Source organism: Streptomyces griseoruber (assembly GCF_001514205.1).
Classification (GTDB): Bacteria; Actinomycetota; Actinomycetes; order Streptomycetales; family Streptomycetaceae; genus Streptomyces; species Streptomyces griseoruber.
Genome location: NZ_KQ948771.1, coordinates 189,234 through 210,832 on the forward strand (window position 1 = coordinate 189,234; position 21,599 = coordinate 210,832).

Annotated in this window: 18 protein-coding genes; 11 read left to right on the forward strand and 7 right to left on the reverse strand. The window is 67.1% G+C overall.

The genetic code is table 11. The annotated features are described in order from the left end of the window. Window positions 1-987 precede the first annotated feature (987 nt). Genes AQJ64_RS23205 through AQJ64_RS23220 form a run of 4 tightly spaced genes read left to right on the forward strand, consistent with a single transcriptional unit; the run spans window position 988 to window position 6,129 of the window. Window positions 988-2,424, forward strand: coding sequence for a substrate-binding domain-containing protein (locus AQJ64_RS23205; protein WP_240512536.1), 1,437 nt, complete (start codon window positions 988-990; stop codon window positions 2,422-2,424). 35 nt (window positions 2,425-2,459) lie between these two features. Continuing rightward, a complete protein-coding gene (locus AQJ64_RS23210; protein WP_055632771.1) occupies window positions 2,460-4,070 on the forward strand; it encodes a sugar ABC transporter ATP-binding protein in 1,611 nt (536 codons plus the stop codon). Continuing rightward, window positions 4,067-5,083, forward strand: coding sequence for an ABC transporter permease (locus AQJ64_RS23215; RefSeq protein WP_055632772.1), 1,017 nt, complete (start codon window positions 4,067-4,069; stop codon window positions 5,081-5,083). Before AQJ64_RS23210 ends, AQJ64_RS23215 begins: the two co-directional genes overlap by 4 nt. Next, window positions 5,080-6,129, forward strand: coding sequence for an ABC transporter permease (locus AQJ64_RS23220; RefSeq protein WP_240512537.1), 1,050 nt, complete (start codon window positions 5,080-5,082; stop codon window positions 6,127-6,129). Before AQJ64_RS23215 ends, AQJ64_RS23220 begins: the two co-directional genes overlap by 4 nt. 90 nt (window positions 6,130-6,219) lie before the next feature. On the opposite strand, the gene AQJ64_RS23225 is transcribed toward AQJ64_RS23220, so the two are convergent. Further along, window positions 6,220-7,116 carry a LysR family transcriptional regulator gene (locus tag AQJ64_RS23225; protein WP_055632773.1) on the reverse strand — a complete coding sequence of 299 codons (897 nt, stop codon included), beginning with the start codon at window positions 7,114-7,116 and terminating at the stop codon, window positions 6,220-6,222. 326 nt (window positions 7,117-7,442) lie between these two features. Here AQJ64_RS23225 and AQJ64_RS23230 point away from each other — a divergent pair, with 326 nt between their 5' ends. From AQJ64_RS23230 to AQJ64_RS23255, 6 genes are all read left to right on the forward strand, one after another. Further along, window positions 7,443-8,849 carry an NAD-dependent succinate-semialdehyde dehydrogenase gene (locus AQJ64_RS23230; RefSeq protein WP_425315615.1) on the forward strand — a complete coding sequence of 469 codons (1,407 nt, stop codon included), beginning with the start codon at window positions 7,443-7,445 and terminating at the stop codon, window positions 8,847-8,849. After that, window positions 8,846-9,229: a carboxymuconolactone decarboxylase family protein gene (locus tag AQJ64_RS23235; RefSeq protein WP_055632774.1), complete on the forward strand. Its 384-nt coding sequence runs from the start codon at window positions 8,846-8,848 to the stop codon at window positions 9,227-9,229. The genes AQJ64_RS23230 and AQJ64_RS23235 overlap by 4 nt, the downstream gene beginning before the upstream one ends. Then, a complete protein-coding gene (locus tag AQJ64_RS23240) occupies window positions 9,226-10,134 on the forward strand; it encodes an NAD(P)-dependent oxidoreductase (RefSeq protein WP_055632775.1) in 909 nt (302 codons plus the stop codon). The genes AQJ64_RS23235 and AQJ64_RS23240 overlap by 4 nt, the downstream gene beginning before the upstream one ends. Then, window positions 10,127-10,501 (forward strand): hypothetical protein, encoded by a 375-nt coding sequence (locus AQJ64_RS23245; RefSeq protein WP_055632776.1) that lies wholly within the window; start codon window positions 10,127-10,129, stop codon window positions 10,499-10,501. Before AQJ64_RS23240 ends, AQJ64_RS23245 begins: the two co-directional genes overlap by 8 nt. A gap of 3 nt (window positions 10,502-10,504) precedes the next feature. Then, window positions 10,505-11,419 carry an alpha/beta fold hydrolase gene (locus AQJ64_RS23250; protein ID WP_055632777.1) on the forward strand — a complete coding sequence of 305 codons (915 nt, stop codon included), beginning with the start codon at window positions 10,505-10,507 and terminating at the stop codon, window positions 11,417-11,419. Window positions 11,420-11,581: 162 nt separating this feature from the next. After that, window positions 11,582-12,952: an MFS transporter gene (locus AQJ64_RS23255; RefSeq protein WP_055632778.1), complete on the forward strand. Its 1,371-nt coding sequence runs from the start codon at window positions 11,582-11,584 to the stop codon at window positions 12,950-12,952. 122 nt (window positions 12,953-13,074) lie between these two features. Here the strand turns inward: AQJ64_RS23255 and AQJ64_RS23260 are convergent, their stop codons facing one another. From AQJ64_RS23260 to AQJ64_RS23275, 4 genes are all read right to left on the reverse strand, one after another. Beyond that, window positions 13,075-15,489, reverse strand: a complete 2,415-nt coding sequence (locus AQJ64_RS23260) for a SpoIIE family protein phosphatase (protein WP_055632779.1) — start codon at window positions 15,487-15,489, stop codon at window positions 13,075-13,077. A gap of 641 nt (window positions 15,490-16,130) precedes the next feature. Next, a complete protein-coding gene (locus tag AQJ64_RS23265) occupies window positions 16,131-16,934 on the reverse strand; it encodes an SDR family NAD(P)-dependent oxidoreductase (protein WP_055632780.1) in 804 nt (267 codons plus the stop codon). After that, a complete protein-coding gene (locus AQJ64_RS23270; protein ID WP_244902685.1) occupies window positions 16,931-17,809 on the reverse strand; it encodes an SDR family oxidoreductase in 879 nt (292 codons plus the stop codon). The genes AQJ64_RS23265 and AQJ64_RS23270 overlap by 4 nt, the downstream gene beginning before the upstream one ends. A gap of 97 nt (window positions 17,810-17,906) precedes the next feature. Beyond that, window positions 17,907-18,761, reverse strand: coding sequence for an oxidoreductase (locus AQJ64_RS23275; RefSeq protein WP_055633596.1), 855 nt, complete (start codon window positions 18,759-18,761; stop codon window positions 17,907-17,909). A gap of 283 nt (window positions 18,762-19,044) precedes the next feature. Between AQJ64_RS23275 and AQJ64_RS23280 the strand changes: the two genes are divergently transcribed. After that, complete coding sequence (locus AQJ64_RS23280) at window positions 19,045-19,956, forward strand: helix-turn-helix transcriptional regulator (protein WP_055633597.1); 912 nt, start codon at window positions 19,045-19,047, stop codon at window positions 19,954-19,956. 431 nt (window positions 19,957-20,387) lie between these two features. On the opposite strand, the gene AQJ64_RS23285 is transcribed toward AQJ64_RS23280, so the two are convergent. Together AQJ64_RS23285 and AQJ64_RS23290 are read right to left on the reverse strand one after the other, a co-directional pair. Beyond that, complete coding sequence (locus tag AQJ64_RS23285; protein ID WP_055633598.1) at window positions 20,388-21,236, reverse strand: lipocalin-like domain-containing protein; 849 nt, start codon at window positions 21,234-21,236, stop codon at window positions 20,388-20,390. Beyond that, window positions 21,233-21,595: a nuclear transport factor 2 family protein gene (locus tag AQJ64_RS23290; protein WP_240512588.1), complete on the reverse strand. Its 363-nt coding sequence runs from the start codon at window positions 21,593-21,595 to the stop codon at window positions 21,233-21,235. The genes AQJ64_RS23285 and AQJ64_RS23290 overlap by 4 nt, the downstream gene beginning before the upstream one ends. Window positions 21,596-21,599 lie beyond the last annotated feature (4 nt).

The window sequence follows — 21,599 nt, forward strand, 5'->3', positions numbered from 1 at the left end:
CGCCGAGGAACGGGACCCGGCCCGCAACGCGCGTCTGCCCACCCGTCATGTGCTGGATCTCCTCGCGACGCGGGCGGCAGGCACGCGGGCGACTCCTGGAACCCCTGAGTTCGTGCCCCTCGCTGTGTCCGCGGGGAGGCGACCCGTCATTCGGAGGGAAGGTTCCGCCCTGCCAGAGGACAGTAATACGGTATTACGGGTCAGGCAAGTGCGTGACTCACTGCTGTGCGGGCGGCGGATGTCGGGCGCCGGCCGGGCGAGGTGATCTGCCGTGCTTGGCTCCGGCTCTCCTTGTGAAGCCGGACGTGCGCTCATCTGCAGAGCTCTGCGAAGCGCCGCAGCTCGTGCCGGCCCCATGGGTGCGAGGGGGTGCCGGGTGCCGGGGGCCCGTTCGTGCACGCGCTGACGTGCCCCACGCGTGGGTCTGTGGGCTGTTCCCGGTGGTCAAGGGATTCTACGTGGCACTCCGCCGGTCCTGACGTGTGCCCTTGCGTGCGGACAGCTGTGAGTCATGGTCGTCGACCGTGCCCGGATCGGCTGCGCCTGCGGCCTCTGCGTATCCCGGAGAAGCCCAGCTGAAGACGAGCGAGGGCCAGGTCGCGACGGATGTTCTCGCCGTCGGGACCGAAATCGATCAGGGGTGGTGGGGTGAGGAGTGTTGAGGATCTTTGCCCGCCCTCTTGTCCACGTCTGTCGACGGTATTACTGTCTGCTCGCCGCAGTGCATCGGGCGGCGGTGCGACGATCAGGCGCGGCAGATCGCCCGCGAAGGTCATCGGCGTCGTGCTTCCGGCGAACCGCCGGTATGCCAAGCCCCGGCGGGCCCATCCGTCCGAGCCGTATTTCCCTCTATCCCCTTCCGGGGCAAGCAGATTGAACCGGAGGAAAAATCTCTCACCATCACTCTCACAGTGATCGGCGGTGGCTTCGTCGGTGCATCGCCGTTCTGGCTTTATGTGAGGGAACGGGGCGCTCAGTGACAGCCGAATGGATCCGACGGCGAGGATCACGATCATTTCGCCGCTCAAGACGGACACCGACGATCGGGTGCTGCCCGGCCGCTTACGTTTCCATCCCCCTCTGCCGCTGACGTTCGGCCAGAGCGCTAGTACGCATGCCGCGAGGGCTCAGAAGCTCATCGCCGCCTCTCGAACACTGTCCACAGGGCAGATGCAAGCCCCTCCGATGAAGGAACTCACCTTGTTGAAACGAACCCAACTTGCCCTGCTTGCGGTGCTCGCCGCACTGGTCCTGGCAGCCGCCGGGTGTGCCGGATCGAACCAGAACGGAGCGGGGTCCGGCACACCGAAGTCATCACAGCAGGGGCTGAAATCGCTGCCGAGCGATATAAGAGCGGCCTACACGGACTTTGACGGGCCGACCGGCTCATCGCCCTTCGCGAATTTCAAGCCGAAGCAGAGCCCACCATGGACCATCGGATACGCCAGCTCGTACGCCGGCAACACGTGGCGATCCGGATCGCTCAACCAGCTGCAGAACGTGCTCGTCCCCGCCTACAAGAAGGCAGGGCTGGTGGACAAGATGATCGTGACCCAGTCCAACCTCAATGATTCGACCCAGATCCAGCAGATACGTCAGCTGGTCAACCAGGGCGCCGACATCATTCTGCTGTGCTGCTCGTCCGCGGCCATCAACCCTGCCGTCACCTACGCCCAGGCGCGTGGCGTGCCCGTCGTGACGTTCTCGGGATACACATCGGCCGAGGGATCGGTGAACGTGTACGGCAACTATGTCCAGGGCGGTGCCGCCATGGCCGACTTCGTGGCCAAGCAGATGGGCGGCAAGGGCAACATGCTCCTCGTCACCGGCATACCCGGAGCCGCATCCAGTGACAGCGTCGACAGGGGCGTCAAGAAGGCCCTGAAGAAGTATCCGAACATCAAGCTGGTCGGAACCGTGGCCGGACAGTGGACCGATCAGATCGCGAAGACCGAGGTCCTGAAGTTCCTCTCCACCCACCCGCAGAAGATCGACGGCATCGTCACGCACTCCGCTCAGGAGATCGGTGTGATGCAGGCCGTCCTCGAATCAGGGCGCAAGCTGCCGCCGATGACCATCGGAGGTGAGAAGGGCGCTGCCTGCTACTGGACGAAGCATCCGGAGTGGAAGACCCGGCTGTTCAACGTGTGGCCGCCCGGAAGCGAGGCGACCGGTGCCATGAGCATCATGGTCCGCATCCTCCAGGGGCAGGGTCCCAAGGTCCAGTCGATCACCCGCAATCTCACCGAGTACGGCATCGACGAGGTCCGCGCGATCACGCCGAAGGGTTGTGACGTCAACGACGCGACGTGGATCGAGCCCAAGGACTGGTTCACCGAGAAGTATCTCGACAACTTCTTCCTGCGGCCCAAGGCCCCGCTCGGCAAGGACATCGCGGTTCCGGGCAGCGGGAGCACGGGATGACACGTGCTGTGCGCCTACACCGGAAGGAGGACACCATGACCGCCGAGGCCACCTCTGGCCCGCAGGACGCGAGCAAGACCGCACGGAACGACAACGTGGACGATGTGATCTGCGTGCGCGATGTGCGCAAGGCATTCGGCGACACCAAGGCGCTGCAAGGGTGTTCGTTCACGGCCCGGCGCGGCGAGGTCCACGCGATCGTGGGGGAGAACGGCAGCGGCAAGAGCACGCTCGCCAAGATCATCTCTGGTGTCTTCCCCGCCGACTCGGGGACCGTCGAACTGCAGGGCGGCACGCCGAGCAGCCCCGCGCACGCGCGAACGCTCGGTGTGGCCACCGTCTTCCAGGAGGTCCTCCTGGCGGAAGGCATGACCGTGTTCGACAACCTCTTCATCGGCGCGGAAGGGCCCCGGACCCGGAAGGGGCCCAGGGCCGAGCAACTGCGCCGGGTCGCAGCGGTGTTCACCGAGTTGCTCGGTGAAGCACTCGACCCGTACGGCCTGGTCGACGACCTTCCGCTGAGCATGCGCCAGTGGGTCACCATCGCACGGGCTCTGCTCAGCGAGCCGCGTGTCCTCATCCTCGACGAATCCACGGCGGCCCTGGACCACTCCGGGGCCGAGCGGCTCTACGAGGCAGTGGTCCGCCTCAAGGCCGCGGGGATGTGCGTGCTCATCGTGACGCACCGTATCGAGGAGCTGACGAGGTTCGCCGATCGGGCCACCGTCCTGCGCAACGGCGTGGATGTCGGCACGCTCGAGGGTCCGCAGATCACCCAGAACCGTCTCCTGGAGATGATGACCGGGGACACCGCCCACTTCGGCGAGGGGGCGGCGACCGCGGCACTTCCGCCGCCCGTGCCACAGGGGGAGCGTGCCCCCGTGGTACGTGCGTCCGGTGTACGCCTTCGTCATGGTGCGGCGCCGTTCGACCTGGACGTGACCGACGGCGAGATTGTCGGCGTCATAGGCCTGGACGGTCAGGGACAGGCCGGGTTGATCCAGGCAGTGGCCGGCATCCGGCCTGCGGCCGAAGGCACGATCACCGTCGCCGACAGGAAAGGGAACGAGCTGCGGATCACCAGGCAGAAGGACGCGGCGGACGCCGGCGTCGCCTACATCCCCGGGGACAGGAAGCTCGAAGGCACCTTCCCCAACCTGTCGATCCTCGAGAACTTCGGTATGCCCCTGTTCCGCACCCAGCGGTCCGGAGGCGTGATTCGATTCGGAGCGGTGCAGAAGGCTTTCGAGGAGCAGCGGGCAGCGTTGTCGATCCGTCTGAATCGGCCATCGGCGCCCATCGGCACCCTGAGCGGAGGCAACCAACAAAAGGTACTCATCGGCCGGGCACTCGCAGCCGATCCCGGGGTCGTTGTGCTCAACGATCCCACCCGCGGGGTCGACATCTCCGCGAAGCACAGCCTCTACGACCTACTGCGTCGGCTCTCCTCACAGGGAAGTACCGTCCTGTTCCTCTCCTCGGAGATCGTGGAGTTCATCGGGCTCTGCCACCGCGTCGCCGTGTTCCGCGACGACTCGCTGTTCACCACGTTGCAGGGCGAACAGATCACGGTGGATGGCGTACTCGCCGCCATGTTCGGCCAGGCAGACGGCATTCCCGGCAAGGAAAAGGAGTTGGGATCATGACCGTGAAAGACAGTTCCCTCCTTCGTCGGTTCGCCGATCGCCATGGATATGCGGCTGTTCCCCTGGGCCTCCTGGTGTGTCTGCTCGCGCTCGCCGCTGTTCGCGGCCCTCACCTGTTCACCAGCGACGGAGCGGCTTACGCGATCGTCAGCGCCGCACCGCTCATCATGGCCACGATGGCCCTGACTCCGATCGCCATGGCCGGCCGGGGAGGGGTGGACCTGGCGATCGGGCCGCTCGTGGGATTCGTCAATGTGGGCCTGGTGTTCTGGCTGATCAAGTCCGGAGTGACCAGCCCCCTGTTCATCATCGCCTTCGCGATCGGGGTGTCGGTTCTCTTCGAGGTCGTCCAGGGCCTCCTCATCGCCGGTCTCAGACTGCAGCCGGTCATCGTGACGCTGAGCGGATTTCTGGTACTGGCCGGTGTCAACCTGATGATTACCGACAGGCCCGACGGTATGACGCCCGCCTGGCTGACCGCCTGGGGTACGCCGACGTCGGTACTCTCACCGGCGACGGGCGTCCTCGTGGCAGGTTTCGTCATGTGGACACTGATCGCGCGGACCTCTTTCTTCCACAACCTGCGGGTCATGGGGTTCAACGAACGCACCGCGTACGCAAGCGGCGTACCACTCGTCCTGACGCGCGTCGGCGCGCACGCCATCGCGGGGGTTTACGCCGGTCTCGCCGGCGTGCTCTACACCGCGGTGATCGCCTCGGGCGATCCGGCGTTCGGTCAGCAGTACACGCTGATCGTCGTCACCGCGCTGCTGCTCGGCGGCATCAGCGTCGGCGGCGGCCGCGGGGGCGCGCTGGGTGCGGTCGTCGGGGCGATCGATGTCTTCCTGATCAGTGATGCCCTGGCGACATTCGACTTCGGGGCCGGTGCCAGCTTCGTGGTGCAACTTGTGTACGGCTTGATTCTGGTTCTCGCGTTGGCGGTCGGGACCGTCTTCGCGAGGAGCGGTCTGCGAAGGCGACCTCGCGATGGCCGAGTGGAGGTGCTCGCATGAGTGGGGTGTCCGTGCGCAACAGTGATGACGTCGCCGGTGACGGCCGCGTACAGCAGGGCGCTACGCGTGCTGTTCTGCGCAAGTCGGCGACGAACAGCAGCCTCATGGCCGGCATCCTCGTGATCGCCCTCGTCCTCACCGGCATCCTCGCGGTGGACGGCTTCGGGTCGGGCACGAACCTCAGAACCATGCTGGTGTTCGGCGCGTTCCTGGGCATCGTGTGCATAGGCCAGACGCTGTGTGCGCTCCTCGGCGAGCTCGATCTCTCGATCCCGTTCGTCGTCGGTGCCGCCAACATCGTGATGCTCTGGCTCCTCGGCCAGGGGCTGTCCTCATGGTTCAGCGTCCTGATCGTCGTCGCGCTGGCGCTCGTGATGGGGACGATCACGGGCTTGGTCAGTTACTTCCAGCCCGGTAGGTCTTTGATCCTGAGCCTGGGCATGGGCTTCGCCGTGCTGGGAGGCGCGCAGATCGTCGTTGGTATCGGTGCCGACCAGGCGGGGACCGTGTACGGTCGCGTTCCCGGATGGCTCACCGACGCCGGGTCTGCCAACGGCAGCTTCCTCGGGACCGGCATCGGACTCACGGTGTGGCTGTGGGCCGCGCTGTCCGTCGTGGTCATCCTCGTCCTGCGCCGCACCTGGCCGGGGCGCGGGCTGTATGCCATGGGAGGCAACCGGACGGCTGCCGACAGAGCCCTGGTGCCGCAACTCGGCATCTGGCTGGGCACCTTCGCCCTCAGCGCCGCGATGGCATCGGTCGTCGGCATCCTGCTGCTCGGGTTCAGCGGAGGTGCCTTCGCCGATGTCGGCCGCCCGTACCTGTTCACGACGGTCGCGGCGGTCGTCGTCGGTGGCACGTCGCTGCTTGGTGGCCGCGGCGGATACGGGGCCACGGTGCTGGGCGTCGCGGTCATGACCCTGCTGGGGACGGTTCTCGTGGGACTGGGGCTTTCCGCAGCGGCGCAGCAGGCGGTGCTCGGTCTGCTCATCGTGCCCATGGTCGCCCTGTACGGGCGTCAACCGCACCCCCGCACCCAGATATAGGGCCCAAGGCACCGAAGTGGTTCCCGCCATGCGCACAGCATGGAGGGAACCACTTCGGTGCTGTCCGGGCTACAACGCGGGCGTCCAGGCTCAGGCGGCGAAAGGGGCCTGCTGCTCGGACAGGTCGGCCAGGTGCGCCCTGACCTGCCGTACGAAGGCCCGCAGGTTCGCGGAGCGGGCGTCACGGCGCCAGGTGAGCCATGTCTCCGCACGCCCCAGGTCACCCTGGATGGGGTGGCAGGTCACCCGGTTGCTTCCTGGCAGGGACTCGTAGAGGCAACGCGGCATCATGCAGATGCCGGCTCCCGCGGCCACACACGCGAGCATGCTGTAGTAGGACGAGATCTCCACCATTCGTCCGGGTGTGATGCCGCTCCCCTCCAGCCAGTCCTCGAATCGCTGGCGGTAGGAGCAGACGGTGCCGAAGAGGAAGACGGTCGGGTTCGACTGTCGGAATTCGTCATCGATCGTCTTCACCGGCTCGGGGGTGAGGATGACCAGATTCTCGGTGAACGCGTGCATTCCCGTGAGAACCGGGGAGGCGGGCGGGCCGTCGGTGAAGACGGCGCTTACCTGACCCTTGAGTACGTGATCGAACAGCATGCCGGAGGCTCCGGCTTCAAGTTCGAGGTCAACCTCCGGGTAGCTCAGATGGAACTCGGCCAGCAGCGAAGGGATCCGTACGGCAGAGGTGCTTTCGAGAGCGCCGATGCGGAATCGGCCGTGCGGCCGCTCCCCGTTGGCCAGGGACTTCGCCTCGCCGGCGATGTCGATCAACCGGCGCGCGTATTCGAGGAATGCCTCCCCTTCGGCGGAGAGGGTGACCTGTCGCTTGTCACGCAGAAGCAGGTCCATACCCAGCTCTTTTTCCAGGTGCCGGATACGGGTGGAAACGTTGGAAGGGGCTCGTAGCAACTTCTCGGCAGCGGCGGTGATCCCACCATGCTCGGCCACAGCCACGAACATCTCCAGCTGGGCGAATTCCATCGTTCTCTCTCGCTGAAGTTTAGGTTCTGAAACTGCTCGTTCACAGCAGCGTGACACTCTCCTAACCTTTTATCAAGCGGTCGCCGGCCCTGAGAAGCGTGGAGGGGACCGACGACACGGAGAGACCAACGCAGGGGCTCACCAGCCGCCCCCACACGGAATCGGTCCCGCGTCGTGCACACGGCGCTCACCTTCGCCGGACCGGCAGGCATGAGGACACAACCGTCCGCTGTCGGCTCCACCGGATGCCCGTTCACTCGCTGCACCGCGCGGAGCTCTCCACCCACTTTGCGCTTTTTCCCACTCGGCTCCGAGAGGACCAGATTGTGACTCTGCAAGCACCCGCGGCCGCGAGGTCGGTCAACCCTGCCACGGGAGAGGTGATCAACACCTATCCGTTCGTCGGTGGTGACGAACTGGACACCGTCCTTCGCCGTGCCCGGCAAGGTTTCGCACAGTGGAGCCAGAGCAGTCCCGAGGTCCGGTGCGCTGCTCTGGCCCGTATGGCCCGGCTGCTGCTGCGGGATGTGGGGGAACTGGGCGCGCTGATCACCGCCGAGATGGGCAAGCCCATCACGCAGGCCCGTGCCGAAGTGGAGAAATCGGCCTGGGTGGCGTCCTGGTACGCCGACAACGGCGCGAAGATGATCGCCGACGCTCCCACCTCGATCGGGCCTGCGGCTCATGTGGCCTACCGTCCCCTGGGACCGGTGCTGGCTGTGGAGCCGTGGAACTTTCCTGTCTGGCAGGTGATGCGAGGGGCGATCCCGATCCTGCTGGGCGGCAACGCCTACGTTCTCAAGCCCGCCCCGAACGTGGTCGGCTGTGCTCTGGCCGTCGAACGGTTGTGGCGGGAGGCCGGAGTTCCGGAGGGGGCGTTCAGCGTCCTCAACGCCGACAACGACGTGGTTTCCCAGGCCATCGCTCATCCCGCCATTGTGGGTGTGACGGTCACGGGCAGTGTCCGTGCGGGCTCGGCCATCGCCGCCCAGGCCGGGCGGGCGATCAAGCGCAGTGTGCTGGAACTGGGGGGCTCGGACGCCTTCATCGTTCTCGGCGACGCGGACCTGGACGCGGCCGTGGAGGCGGCGATCCACGGCCGGTTCCAGAACAGTGGGCAGATCTGCATCGCGGCCAAGCGCATCATCCTCGACCAGGCCATCGCGGACGCGTTCACCGAGCGGTTCGTGGCCGAGGTGCGCAAGCTGACGGTAGGCGACCCCACCCAGGAATCGACCTACATCGGGCCCATCGCCCGCGACGACATTCGCCAGGAGATTCACCGCCAGGTCGAGCGCACCGTCGCCGAGGGTGCCCGGCTTCTGACGGGAGGGGGTCCGATCGAGGGACCGGGCAGCTTCTTCCAGCCCACCGTGCTCGCCGATGTCACGCCGGCCATGACGTCCTTCCGTGAGGAGATCTTCGGCCCTGTCGCCTCTCTGGTGGTGGCCGAGGACCTCGAGGACGCCCTCGCGATGGCCAACGACTCCCAGTTCGGCCTGAGCGCCAGCCTGTGGACCGGCGATGCGGACCTCGCTTCCCGCGTGGCCCAGCGTCTGGAGGTGGGCGGGGTGTTCATCAACGGCATAGCGGTCTCCGACCCCCGGATCCCCATCGGTGGAGTGAAGAACAGCGGCTACGGCCGCGAACTGTCCCACTTGGGGGTCCACGAGTTCACCAACATCCAAGCCGTGTGGAACTGCACACCCGGTTTCGAAGGAGCAACACGTTGAACAAGGAACTGTTCGAGAAGGGCCTGGCCACTCGCCTAGAGGTGCTCGGTGACGCCTACGTCCAACACAGCCTCGACGGTGCCGATGACTTCTCGATGCCGATGCAGGAACTGGTCACCCAGTACTGCTGGGGCGATGTGTGGGACCGCCCAGGTCTCGAGCGATCTCAGCGCAGCCTCATCAACCTGGCCATGATCAGTGCCCTGAACCGCCCGCACGAGCTGAAAGTGCATGTGCGCGGTGCGGTCCGTAACGGGGTGACCAAGGAGCAGATCCGGGAGATCTTCCTCCAGGTCGCGGTCTACTGCGGAGCCCCTGCCGCCCTCGAAAGCTTCCGGCTGGCACGCGAGGTCTTCGCCGAGATGGAGGCCGAGGCATGACCACCATCGGGTTCATCGGCCTGGGCAACATGGGTTTCCCCATGGCTCAGCGCCTCGTCCAGGCCGGACATGCCCTGATCGTCCACGACCACAACACTCAGGCCGTCGAGAAGTTCCTGGCGGCCCACCCCACTGCCGCCGCGGCAGGGACCGCCACCTGGCAGCGCGCCGACATCATCATCACGATGCTGCCGACCTCCGCCATCGTCGAGGCCGCTCTGCTCACCGGTCAGGTCGTGGCCGCGGCCTCACTGAACACCCTGTTCATCGACATGTCCTCGGCCGAACCCAGCCAATCTCAGCAGCTGGCGGTCACCCTGGAGAAGAAGGGCATGCGCTATGTCGATGCCCCGGTCTCCGGGGGAGTGCGAGGAGCGCTCAACGGCCGGCTGGCCATCATGGCCGGCGGGACCGCCGCCGACGTGCGTGAAGCAAAGCCGCTGTTCGAGGTGATGGGCAAGTCGCTCATTCACGTCGGGGGACCCGGCTCCGGGCACGCGGCCAAGGCCCTGAACAATCTCGTCTCGGCCGCGTCGGTGGCCGTCACAGTCGAGGCGCTTCACATCGGGCAACGGTTCGGAATCGAACCACAGACCCTGACCGACGTGCTGAACGCCTCCTCCGGGCGCAGCAACACCTCGGAGAACAAGGTGACCCAGTTCATGCTCTCGGGCAGCTTCGGTTCCGGATTCCCCATCGGACTGATGACCAAGGACGTGGACATAGCCATCGCCCTGTCCGAGGAACTGGGCGTCGACGCGGAGCTCAGTCACCACTGCGCCGATGTGTGGCACCAGGCCGTCGACAACGGTTTCGCCGCCGAGGACCACACGAGGATGTACGAGATCCTCGACCGCCCCGACACCACCCCCCGTACCACACAGGAAGGACACGCCCATGCGTGACTTCGCGGCTGTGCTGCAGCAGGCCGACGAGGACTTCGAGTTCTCCCGGGAGATGCGCTACTACACCGGCAAGCTCCATGTGACCATCGGTGACCAGGCGTGGCTGGCCGTCTACGACGACGGCCGCCTCCTGTCAGCGGACCCGAGCGACATCGATCCCGAGGATGCGGCGATCGCCGTGTCGGGCACCCGCGAGCAGTGGGAGGAGATGACCGCCGAGCACCCGCGGCCGTTCTTCCAGTCGCTGCAGAGCTCTTCCATCAAGCACGGCGTGCGGCTGAGCAACACGGACCAGCTCTACGCATATCTGCCGGCCCTGAACCGGCTGATGCAGATCTTCCGCCAGCTCAACGCCCAGGGAGCGTGAACCATGGCCAGGCATGAACCGATCACCGGACGCTACGTCTACCTGACCGTGGAAGACGTCGAGTACCGCGTCTACTACGAGGAGGCCGGTCAGGGCATCCCCCTGATCGTGGGCCACACCGCCGGCTCGGACGGGCGGCAGTACCGGCACCTGCTCAATGATCCGGAGGTCACCGACCGCTACCGCGTCATCGCATTCGACCTGCCGTACCACGGCAAGTCCCTGCCGCCGCACGGAGTGCCGTGGTGGACGCAGGAGTACCAGATGACCAAGGCGCGCATGATCGCCTTCCCCAACGCGCTGGCCGAGGCCCTGGAACTGGATCGGCCGGTCTACATGGGCAGCTCCATGGGCGGGCACCTCGCCATCGACCTGGCTTCCCAGTGTCCCGACCGCTATCGGGCGACCATCGCCGTGGAGGGGGCTTTGCGTTCAGCCGCCGAGTATGTCGATGTGGGAATGGCGGGGATCCGCCGGGAGTTCGACAACCCGAACGTGGCCCGCACTTCCACCGGGGCCGCGATGCTGCTGAACATCTCCCCGTACAGCCCCGAGGAGAACGTCCGGGAGCTCCAGTGGGAGTACCAGTGCGGCGGACCGGGCGTGTTCGCGGGCGACCTCTATTACTACTACTACGACCACAACGTCTCCCCCGAGGAGGCGCGGGCCATCGACACCGACAGATGCATGCTGTACCTGCTCACCGGTGAGTACGACCCGAACACCTCGCCGGCCGACACCAAGGAGCTGGCCGACCTCGTGCCCGGGTGCAAGTACTGGGAGATGCCCAGACTCGGCCACTTCCCGGTGACCGAGAACTACGAGGAGTTCCGCAGGTACCTCCTGCCGATTCTGCTGGAGATCGAGGATGGCTCCGAGGCGTCCGCCCCCAGTGGGTCCGGCAACCTGAGCCTGTAGTCCGCAGGCGGAGGCCGACCTGACCAACCGGCCTCCGGCCCCCTTTCCCTTTCAGGCGCATGAGGCGCATCGCCCTCATGTCGCATGCGCACACACCCTCCGTTCGCGACTTTCGGTAATTGATTGACAGCGAACGGTAGCTAACCCCCTGGAGGTGGGTCGATGACGATCCAGAGCGAGAACAGCTGGCGGCCTCGGCCCGTCACCAATCGACAGATCACCTACGCCACCGTGCTGGCCTTCCTGGCCTGGGCGTTCGCGGTCTACGACTTCATTCTCTTCGGCATTCTGCTGCCGGAGATAGGCAAGGACCAGGGCTTGGACTCGGCCGAGCAGGCCACTCTCGTCACCTGGATGTCCATCGGCGCAGTCGTGCTCGGCCTGCTGGCCGGGCCGGTCGTCGACAAGTTCGGCCGGAAGGCCGGCGTGGCCGTCACCACGGCCGGAGCCGGTGTCGCCTCGGCCCTCACAGCTCTGGCAGGTGTCGTGCCGGCCTGGGGGCTGGTCGCCATCCGTTCCCTCAGCGGCCTGGGCCTGTCCGAGCAGGGTGTCAACGGCGCCTACCTCAGCGAACTCTATGGGGCCTCGGACGATCCGCGAATCAAGAAACGTCAGGGCTTCATCTACTCCCTGGTACAGGGCGGTTGGCCGGTCGGAGCGATCCTGGCCGCCGCACTGACGGCAGTGATGCTGCCGATCATCGGTTGGGCCGGGTGCTTCCTGTTCGCTGCGGTTCCGTCTCTGGTCATCGCGCTCCTCGCACGCAAGCTGCGGGAGTCCCCGCAGTTCGAGACCGTGCAGAAGCTGCGACAGCTGCAGTCCCTCGGCGCACGCCGCGAAGCCGAACAACTCGCGGTCACCCTGGGCGTCGAAGAGTCCGAGACCCGCAGCACCCTGGCCGACATCTTGCGCGGCAGCGGCCTGCGTACCACGCTCTCCCTGGGGCTCGGACACATCCTCAACTACTTCCCCGTACAGGTCTTCAGCGTCCTGGGCACCACCGTACTCATCAACGTGCACCATGTGTCGTTCACGAACTCGCTGGTCATCCTGCTGATGTCCAACGTCATCGCCTACTTGGGCTACCTCACCCACGGATTCCTGGGGGACCGGTTCGGCAGGCGCAACGTCATCGCCGCCGGCTGGGTCACCGGAGGCCTCGTCTTCACCGCAATGATCTACGGGCCCAGCAACTTCTGGACCGTCGTCGCGCTCTACAGCATCGGGACCTTCTTCCTGATCGGTCCCTACTCGTGCGTCCTCTTCTTCGTGGGCGAGAGTTACGAGACGCGTATCCGAGGCCGCGGCGCCGCCTTCGTCGCGGCGGTCGGTCCGATCGGGGCGATCCTCTCCTCCGCCCTGGCAGCCACGCTGCTGAGCAACCACGGCACCTGGGCCACCGCCGCGTTTCTCTTCGGCGCGGTCCCGTGCACCCTGTCAGGCCTGGCGGTCCTGTTCTCGCGGAAGCGCCAGAGCGTCGCCGCGCCGGTACGTGCCGGCCGCCACGCTCGGAAGACCGAGCCGGCCATCTGATGTCGCGCCCCTGCCCGCCCCTGCCTCGCCCTCGCGTTCGAGCGCCCCTCTGCGGGGCGGGTTCCCGCTCCTCCAGCAGGCCCATGCGACGCGAGCTGGTCCGGCCGGGCCTCACTAGAGGATTACTGGCTGAGCGGTAGTTCGGCCCAGATGGTCTTGCCGCTGTTTGTGTGGCGTGTGCCCCAGCGTTGTGCCATCTGGGCGACCAGGAGCAGGCCTCGTCCGCCCTCGTCGAAGGCGCGGGCGTGTCTGAGATGAGGAGCGGTGCTGCTCCCGTCGGTGACTTCGATGACGAGCGCGCTGTCACGGATGAGCCGAAGCCGGATGGGAGGGGTGCCGTAGCGGATGGCATTGGTGACCAGTTCGCTCACTACGAGCTCGGTGGTGAACGCGAGATCGCTCAGTCGCCAGGCGGTGAGTTGCCGGCGCGCGTCAGCACGCGTGGGAGCTACGGCCACCGGGTCGCTCGCCAGGTCCCAGGTGGCGACGTGGTCGCCGTCGAAGGCCCGGGTGCGGGCAAGGAGCAGAGCGACATCGTCGTCGGGTGCTTTGGGGACGAGTGCGTCCATGATGGCGTCGCACTTGGATTCCAGCGAGCGGTGCGAAGCTCCCAGAGCCTCGCGCAGCGTATCCAGGCCGACAGAGATGTCATGGGCCCGGGATTCGATGAGGCCGTCGGTGTACAGGGCGAGGAGACTGCCGGCCGGCAGGTCGAATTCGGCGCACTCGAAGGGCAGGCTGCCCAATCCGAGGGGCGGCCCGGCCGGTATCTCGGGGAATTCGACCGTAGCGTCCGGGAGCACGATGGCAGGCAACGGGTGTCCGGCACGGGCGATGCTGCAGTGCAGCGAGACGGGGTCGTACACGGCGTACATACAGGTCGCACCGACGTCACCGTCGATTCCTTGGCCGCTTACGCCTTCGGAATCGACGGACAGGCGGATCACCAGATCGTCGAGGCGGGTGAGCAGCTCATCCGGGCCGAGGTCCACATCGGCGAGTGTGCGTACAGCGGCCCGCAGGCGTCCCATCGTGGCGGAGGCCTGAAGCCCGTGCCCGACGACGTCACCTACGACCAGGGCGACCCGCGCGCCGGAGAGAGGAATGACGTCGAACCAGTCGCCGCCCACGCCCAGGGGGGAGTCTGCGGGCAGGTAGCGGGAGGCGAATTCCACAGCAGGTTGTTCTCGAAGCCGCTGGGGCAGCAGGTTGTGCTGGAGTGTCAAGGCTGTGGCGTGCTCACGGGTATAGCGCAGGGCGTTGTCGATGGACACCGCCGCCCTTGCGGCAAGCTCTTCCACAAGGACCGCGTCGTCCCTGTCGAAGGGATGCTCAGGGTGCAGGCGACGTAGCAGGGAGAGGACACCCAGCGTCGTACCACGAGAACGCAGCGGTACCGCCAGCGTCGAATGGAACCCGAACTCCTGCACGCGGGCCCTACGAACGCTGTCGTCCGCGAGCCACCGTTCCCATGCGAGGTCTCCAGCTCTCGCCAGAATCGCTCCTCCCGTGGCCAGACAGCGTGTGTAGGGCGAGTCCGCCGTCTGAGCGGTGGACTCGCCGACGGCGACCGCGGCCTCCGGAGAGCCCTCAGTGGTCGAGGATTGTGCGACACGGCGCAGCGCGAGCGGCGAGTGATCATGCCGCAGAGCGGGATCCGTCCCCTGGAGCACCGAATCGAGGAGATCGACGGTGACGAAGTCGGCCAGTTGTGGGGTGATCGTCTCGGCGAGCTCCTGAGCGGTCTGTGACACGTCCAGGCTGGTGCCGATACGGGTGGCCGCCTCGTTCAACAGAGACCACCGCCGTCGGCCCCAGTACTGTTCGCTGCTCTCGTAGGTTGTGACGATCGCACCGCACAGGCGCCCAGAAGCGTCCCTGACAGGCCCTATCTCATGCGCCCAGGGGCGCTCGTGAATGACGCCCGGGACGCTGTAATAGCCCTCGTAGTGCACCGGCTCCCCGGTCTCGATCACTTGACGCAGATGTCGCTGGAATGCCGCGTAGACCGGCGCCGAGAAGACATCGGAGACCAGACGACCCCGCAGTTCTTCCTCCGTGGCGGCGAACCGGCGGCCGGCGGCAGCATTGACCCGTGCGAAACGGAGTTCCGTGTCGTAGATCACCTGGACGACCGGGCACTGAGTGAAAGCCCGGTCTGCGAGGGTCTGATCGCCTTCCGACCCCATCGGCTCGCCGGGCCGGGTCATCGTCAGAATCCAGCGCAGCTCCCCCCTCCCCGACGGCATCGGCTGCGCCCGAAGTACCAGCTCCAGGACTTGTCCGTCATTACGCAGGAACGCGAGCCGACCTCTCCAACTCGCCTGACGCGCAAGCACGCGCTGCAAGGTCGCGGCGTCGTCCCGGCGCAGCAAGTCCTGCACCGGGCGCCCTTCGATTTCGGTGCGAGAAAGGCCGAGCGGCACCCGGGACTCCGGACCCCAGCCGATCACCACTCCTTCGGCGTCCGTCAGCGCCACAGCCGCGTATGACGTATCAGCGGCTGCACCCCAAGGAACCGTGCCGAAATCCTCCATCGCAAAGTCAGTCTCCCACCGATGCGCGCATTGAGCAGCGGTGAGAAACCCGATTTCAGTCCGCGCCGATCTTGCCGGAGCAGCGTTTTCTTCCCAGCGCCGTGCACATCGTCGCTGCTCATACCGGGTGTGAACGGCCTGCGGCCAATACGATCTCGCTTGATACCAAGTTGCCGGACAGCGGAGCCTCCGGCCCACGTGAACGACAAGGCTTGTGCGCTTGTCGGCTCTGCCGGGGTCCGCTCTCCGCTTCCTATGCAACACACTGGCAGGTTGCATTCCGCTGGCGGGCCGCGTGTAGGCGCGGCCCGCCAACGGTGGTGGTCAGCGTGCTGGTCGCCTGCAACTTGTTGGTCCCCACGATGATGTCCAGGTGGAATCCGTCGGGGCTGGTCTGCTTCGTCGCGTGGACTCGGCCGGTCTCGAGCGTTTAACGATGTCGCGTTCGCGCCGCTGGACCGTTCCTGCGACTCGGTTCGCGCTCAGCGCGCCGATGGAACCGCGAGCCGGTGGGGCAACGGGGGGAACGGGACAAGGACCAGGAAGCGTCTCGCGAAGCCGACCGTGAGCCGACCCAGACCCTGAACCGTAGGGGACGGCACTCAGCTCGTGATCCTCCGAGCCAGGAGTTCGAGGGGTGCCTAGTGTTCCGGGCGCGGCTTGGCCTTGGTGGCGTGGCGGGCGGCTTTGTAGGTCTCGGGCAGGAAGCGGTGTTCGATGGCGGTGCGCTTGGTGGCGGTGTCGCCGCCGACGACCTCGGCACGCCCCTTCATCAGGGCGAGGAAGCCCTGGCGGGCGACTTCCTTTCGGCTGTTCTTCTTCATGCCGGGGCCGAAGGCGGTGTTGTTCATGCCGGCGCTGGCGTGGAAGTTGCTGTCGGTGGCTCCGGGCATGAGGCAGGTGACGGTGACGCCGTGTTCCTTGAGCTCCTCGCGCAGGCCGAGGGCGAACATGCGGGTGAAGGCGCGGGAGGGCCCGTACACGGTCTCGTAGGGGGTGGGCAGGGTCGCCGACAGCGATGAGGTGATCAGGATGCGTCCGCGGCCGTTGTCGGCCATGTGCCGGGCGACGTGCTTGGCCAGGTGGACGACGGAGGCCACGTTCAGCTGGATCAGGGAGAGTTCGTCGTCGAGGTCGGTGTCGAGGAAGGCGCCGCCGATGCTGCGGCCGGCGTTGAGGACCGCGGCGTCGAGCGGTCGGCCGGTCTTCTGCACCGCCCGCCACACCGTCTCGACGCCCTCGCTCTGGGAGAGGTCGGCGCGCACGGGTGTGACGTGGACGCCGTGCCGTGCCAGGTCGGCTGCTGCCTGGTCGGTGTGCTCGCTGCGGCCGGTGGCGATCAGGTCGAAGCCGTTGATGGCGAACAGCTTCGCGAGTTCGTAGCCGATGCCCGCGGAGGCCCCGGTCACCAGGGCGAGTGGGCGGCGGGAGGAGGTGCTGCTCATGAGAGGTGCTCCGTTTCCGTGTGCTGGTGGGCGTCCGGTGGCCGACCACCGTGGGGGAGTGTGGGGTCGCTACGGGCCTGGGGGTGGGTTACCAGTCCTGGCGGGGGGTGGATGACGATGTCGTTGACGGTGACTTCGATGGGCTGGTCGAGGGCGTAGACGACGGCGTCGGCCACGCGGTCCTGGTGGATGGCACCCTCGCTGAGGTCGTGGGCGATCTGCTTGCCCTCGGCGTTGGAGACCTTGTCGGCCCAGCCGGTGTCGATGACACCGGGGCTGATCATGGAGACCTGGATGCCGTGGGTGATGCCGCGGATGAAGAACTTGGTGGCGCTGTAGACGCCGCTGGCGTCCCCGACACGGATACCGGCCACGGAGCTGAGGTTGAGGATGTGGCCGGACTGGCGGGCGATCATGCCGGGCAGCACGGCACTGATGGCGTGCACGTAGCCGCGGAGGTTGGTGTCGAGCATATTGTCCCAGTCGTCGACGGCGCGGTCGGACCACTTGGAGAAGAGCATCAGGCCCGCGTTGTTGACCAGGTGCTCGACGGGGCCGTACTCAGTGGCGGCGAAATCCATCAGACCCTCGACGTCGTCGCGGCGGGTGACGTCGGTGACGCGAGTGGTCGCGGTGCCGCCCGCGTCGCGGATCTCGGTGACCAGTGTGTTGAGCTTGTCGGCGTTGCGGGCGGCGAGGACGACGCGGGCGCCCCGAGCGGCCAGAGCGCGGGCCGTGGCCGCGCCGATGCCGGAGGACGCGCCGGAGATGACCCTGACGCGGCCCTGAAGGTGGTTGGCGTGGCTGTCAGCCTGGCGGCTCTCTTCTTCTGTGTTTCGGTATTCAGGCGGTGCGTGCGCGGGTGTCGAAATCAAGGACCATCTGCAGGAAGCCCTCCGGGTTCTCCTCTTGAGGTGGCCGGCCGGTGAGGGGCCAGGCGACGCCGTCACCGGCCGGCCCTCCAGGCGGGAGTCAGGCGGCGGGGGCGTCGAAGTCGGCCGACTTCGTCAGTGCCTCGTTCGCTCGGATCTCGGCGAGCATCGACTCCAACTGCTCGATCGCCATGCTGTACGCCGGGGCACCCAGCGGCAGGCGCTGGGGGTGGGCGTCGGCGGCGAGGGCGGTGATGATCGCCCGGGCGGCGGCGCGGGGGTCGCCTGGCTCCTTGCCGGTGTCCGCGCGGAACCCGGCACGCGCCGCGCCGACCGTGTCGGCGTAGTCGGCGATCTCCCGCCCCGGCAGCGTCTCGTTGGCGGACCGGCCTGCCCAGTCGGTGCGAAAGGGGCCGGGCTCCACGAGCAGCGTGGTGATGCCCAGCGGGGCGACCTCCTGGCGCAGGGCGTCGGTCAGGCCCTCGACGGCGAACTTGGTGGCGGCGTAGTAGCCGACGGCCGGGAAGGCGCGCAGTCCTCCGATGGAGGAGAAGTTCACGATCGTTCCCGAGCGGCGCGCACGCATGCCAGGGAGGACGGCGCGGATGAGGTCGGACAGGCCGAAGACGTTGATGTCGAAGATCCGGCGGATCTCGTCGTCGGTTGCCTCCTCCACGGCGGCGAAGTAGCCGATGCCGGCGTTGTTGACCAGCACGTCGATGCCGCCGAAGTACTCTACGGCGGCCTCGACGGCCTCCCTCACCTGGGCGGCGTCGGTGACGTCGAGGGGCAGGGCGAGCGCCTGGTCGTTGCCCTCGACAAGATCCTTGACCTGAGCGACGTTGCGGGCGGTGACGACCGCCTTGTGGCCGGCGGCGAGAACCTCTTGGGCCAGAGCGCGGCCGAAGCCGGTCGAGCAGCCGGTGATGAACCAGACCTTCTGCTGAGCAGTCATCAAGCGGATCTCCTCGGAACGGGCGCACCCCTCCTACGGCGATCACAACGGGGTGACGGCGACAGGGGTGCTGCGTACAGGGTGAAGCGGCGCCCGCTCCGCCTGTGCCTCGCACACGGCAGGCGGGCCGCGGACCTCTTGAAGGTCACTGCGATGGCCGCGCCACCATTCATGCACGCCGGGGAGCCGGGGCCAAGCCACCTGTGGGGGCCATTGCTGCCGGGGAAGAACCTTCCCCCCCACCCGGTGGATCGCCGCCGCGGGCCGGGGAAGACTGGTTCTCATGGCGAACAATGCCGAGGAGATCAAGAAATTTCTGCGCGCCCGGCGTGACGCGGTCCGTCCCTCCCAGGTCGGTCTGGCGAACTACCCGGGCCGGCGAGTACCTGGCCTGCGCCGCGAAGAGGTCGCGCAGCTCGCCGGCGTCAGCGTGGACTACTACACCCGGCTGGAACAAGGGCGGCTGACCAGTGCCTCGGAGGGCGTCATCCTCTCCATCGCCGAGGCCCTGAAGCTCACGCAAGCCGAGACCCAGTACCTGCGCGACCTGCTGCGCCCCCAGCCCCGCCGCAGCGTCGAGCCGGCGCTGCCCCAGCAGGTGCGGCCCGCTCTGCTGCGCATGCTGACCGGGCTGCACGACCAGCCCGCCTTCGTCCTCGGCCGCCGCAACGAGGTCCTGGCCTCCAACGACCTTCTCGACGCCTTGTTCACCCCGTTCAACCATCGCCCGCCCGGCGAGCGCAACCTGCTGCGCTGGATGCTCCTCGACCCTGCCGCCCGCTCCCTCTACCTCGACTGGGCTCAGGTCACCTCCGAAGTCGTCGGCGTGCTGCGCGCCGAGGCCGGCCGCAACCCGAACGACCCGCGGATCGCCGAATTCGTCGCCGAACTTCGCTCGGTGTCCCCCGAGTTCCGCACCTGGTGGGCCGAGCGGACCGTGGTCGAACGCACCTGGGGCAGCAAACGGTTCAACCATCCCGTCGTCGGGCGCCTCGACATCACCTACGAAGCCCTCTCCCTGCCCGGCGACCCTGACCAGATCCTCTTCGTCTACGCCGGCAAGACCGACGACGACCTCGAGAAACTGCGCATCCTTGCCAGCTGGTACGCCCAGTCCACCCCCCGCCCCGCCTCCGCAGGCAAGGACACTTCCCAGCCGGACGGGGTGGGCGAACAAGATTCTCGCCACGCGTAGACCCGGCCGGGCGCCCCGCCGCCGGCTCCCCCCCAGGAGCCGGCTCGGCGCCTCCACCCCCGCATGTCGACCGGGTCGTGAAAGAACGGGTCCTTGGCCACGACGTCGCTCCAGGGGTCGGCGTGAGCCTGCTCTGACGCCCGGTCGGTGCGGGCTGTCCCCCCTGCGCCGGGGCGCAGCAATCCCCTACGGGTGAAGTACTCGTGTGCCAGGTGCGGGGGATTCGTCGCCGCGATGAAGGGATGGGCGTACGGCCCTCGGTGCCGAAGGCGGCATCGTCGCCCGTCGTGCTCCCGGCCGCGAGCACACCCCCGCAACGTCTCGAAGTAGCTGGTGGCCGCCCGGCACGGTATCAAAAGTCGGCCCATGGGGAGGGCATCGGCCGCGCCGAGCGGTCTCGGTACTCCGTCAGGCTGGGCTAGGCCGAAACCTCAGCGTCCGACGACGTCGGCGTAGCCGTGCCCGGTGATCTCGTGCCCCTCGAACGTGCCGGTCACGTAACACACGTGGGACTTGGCGCCTTGTGTGCCGTCGAGCCTGCGGGGGGTGATCTCCAGTCGGGTGTCGAGGCCGGGAATCGACAGGATCCAGTTCTCGTCGCGGTCGGTTCGCCGAGCGGACGTGATCAGGTGTGAGCCGTCCTCACGCAGCGCCGTGAGCCAGGATGTGCCGTCTCCCTCGGTGTCCCAGACGCTGAGGTAGCGGCCCCGTCCGAGGTCGAGTCCGAGCCACAGGAAGCGCAGTGGTCTGCTGACCTCGCCAAGCCACTGACGGTCGCACCACGTATGCCCGGTGACCCGATGCGTGACCCCTTCGATGGTGATGGTTCCTGAGGCGATCAGGCCGGGCAGGGCGAACTGCCCGGTCGTCCCGCCGAAGAAGGGGAACACGCCACTGCCGCCGCTGAAGAGCACCGGATCTTCCCGTCGGAGCGCCAGCCGGATCGACGCGGAGTCCGTCGCGCCTGAGATCTCGAGTTCGTCCAGGTCTCCGCTCAGGCTCAGGATCGATGTCTGTACGTCGAGCTGGTCCGTGGACAATTTCACGTCGTGGAGGGGCTCGACGGTGTGCTTGTCGCCGGCGTGCCCGTCCGCTTCCCGCAGCAGCGCGACCGTGCCGTGACAGGCTCCGTCCGTGTCCATCGCGTGGATCTTCGCCCAGAAGATGTTCCCGTCGTCGTCGCGCAGCCTGGAGGCGAACCACCAGGAGTCGTTCTTGCCGGGAGCGGTCGCGGCGAGGTCGTCGGCGGCGCTGATCAGGGTGGGGTGGAGCGAGGTCATCCTGCCTCCTGTGTCTCGGGACCGAGGACCCGCAGGTTCGTGATCAACCCGCTGTCGTCGACGGTCACGTGCTCGGTGCCGCCCTGGGAAGCGAGTTGGCCGTCAAGCATGCGCCACGCCGCTATGAAGCGGACCTCGAGCGTTCGTTCGTCGAGCGCCGTGGTGGTCCACACGTGCTTGCAGTCGGCCATGTCGGAGTAGAAGCGTCGGTAGAACTCGGTGATGTCGGCCAGACCGGTCACCGGTGGGACGTCGCCGAACTGCACGATGGCGCCAGGCGCGAAAACCGATCCGAGCTCCTGCAGTGCCTGCGGTTCGTGCACGGCACGGTCCACGAGCGTGATGTAGCGGTCGACCACCGTA

Coding starts and splice junctions, on each gene's coding strand:
- AQJ64_RS23205 (WP_240512536.1), top strand. CDS start 988: ATGGATCCGACGGCGAGGATCACGATCATTTCGCCGCTCAAGACGGAC.
- AQJ64_RS23210 (WP_055632771.1), top strand. CDS start 2,460: ATGACCGCCGAGGCCACCTCTGGCCCGCAGGACGCGAGCAAGACCGCA.
- AQJ64_RS23215 (WP_055632772.1), top strand. CDS start 4,067: ATGACCGTGAAAGACAGTTCCCTCCTTCGTCGGTTCGCCGATCGCCAT.
- AQJ64_RS23220 (WP_240512537.1), top strand. CDS start 5,080: ATGAGTGGGGTGTCCGTGCGCAACAGTGATGACGTCGCCGGTGACGGC.
- AQJ64_RS23225 (WP_055632773.1), bottom strand. CDS start 7,116: ATGGAATTCGCCCAGCTGGAGATGTTCGTGGCTGTGGCCGAGCATGGT.
- AQJ64_RS23240 (WP_055632775.1), top strand. CDS start 9,226: ATGACCACCATCGGGTTCATCGGCCTGGGCAACATGGGTTTCCCCATG.
- AQJ64_RS23245 (WP_055632776.1), top strand. CDS start 10,127: ATGCGTGACTTCGCGGCTGTGCTGCAGCAGGCCGACGAGGACTTCGAG.
- AQJ64_RS23250 (WP_055632777.1), top strand. CDS start 10,505: ATGGCCAGGCATGAACCGATCACCGGACGCTACGTCTACCTGACCGTG.
- AQJ64_RS23255 (WP_055632778.1), top strand. CDS start 11,582: ATGACGATCCAGAGCGAGAACAGCTGGCGGCCTCGGCCCGTCACCAAT.
- AQJ64_RS23260 (WP_055632779.1), bottom strand. CDS start 15,489: ATGGAGGATTTCGGCACGGTTCCTTGGGGTGCAGCCGCTGATACGTCA.
- AQJ64_RS23265 (WP_055632780.1), bottom strand. CDS start 16,934: ATGAGCAGCACCTCCTCCCGCCGCCCACTCGCCCTGGTGACCGGGGCC.
- AQJ64_RS23275 (WP_055633596.1), bottom strand. CDS start 18,761: ATGACTGCTCAGCAGAAGGTCTGGTTCATCACCGGCTGCTCGACCGGC.
- AQJ64_RS23280 (WP_055633597.1), top strand. CDS start 19,045: ATGGCGAACAATGCCGAGGAGATCAAGAAATTTCTGCGCGCCCGGCGT.
- AQJ64_RS23285 (WP_055633598.1), bottom strand. CDS start 21,236: ATGACCTCGCTCCACCCCACCCTGATCAGCGCCGCCGACGACCTCGCC.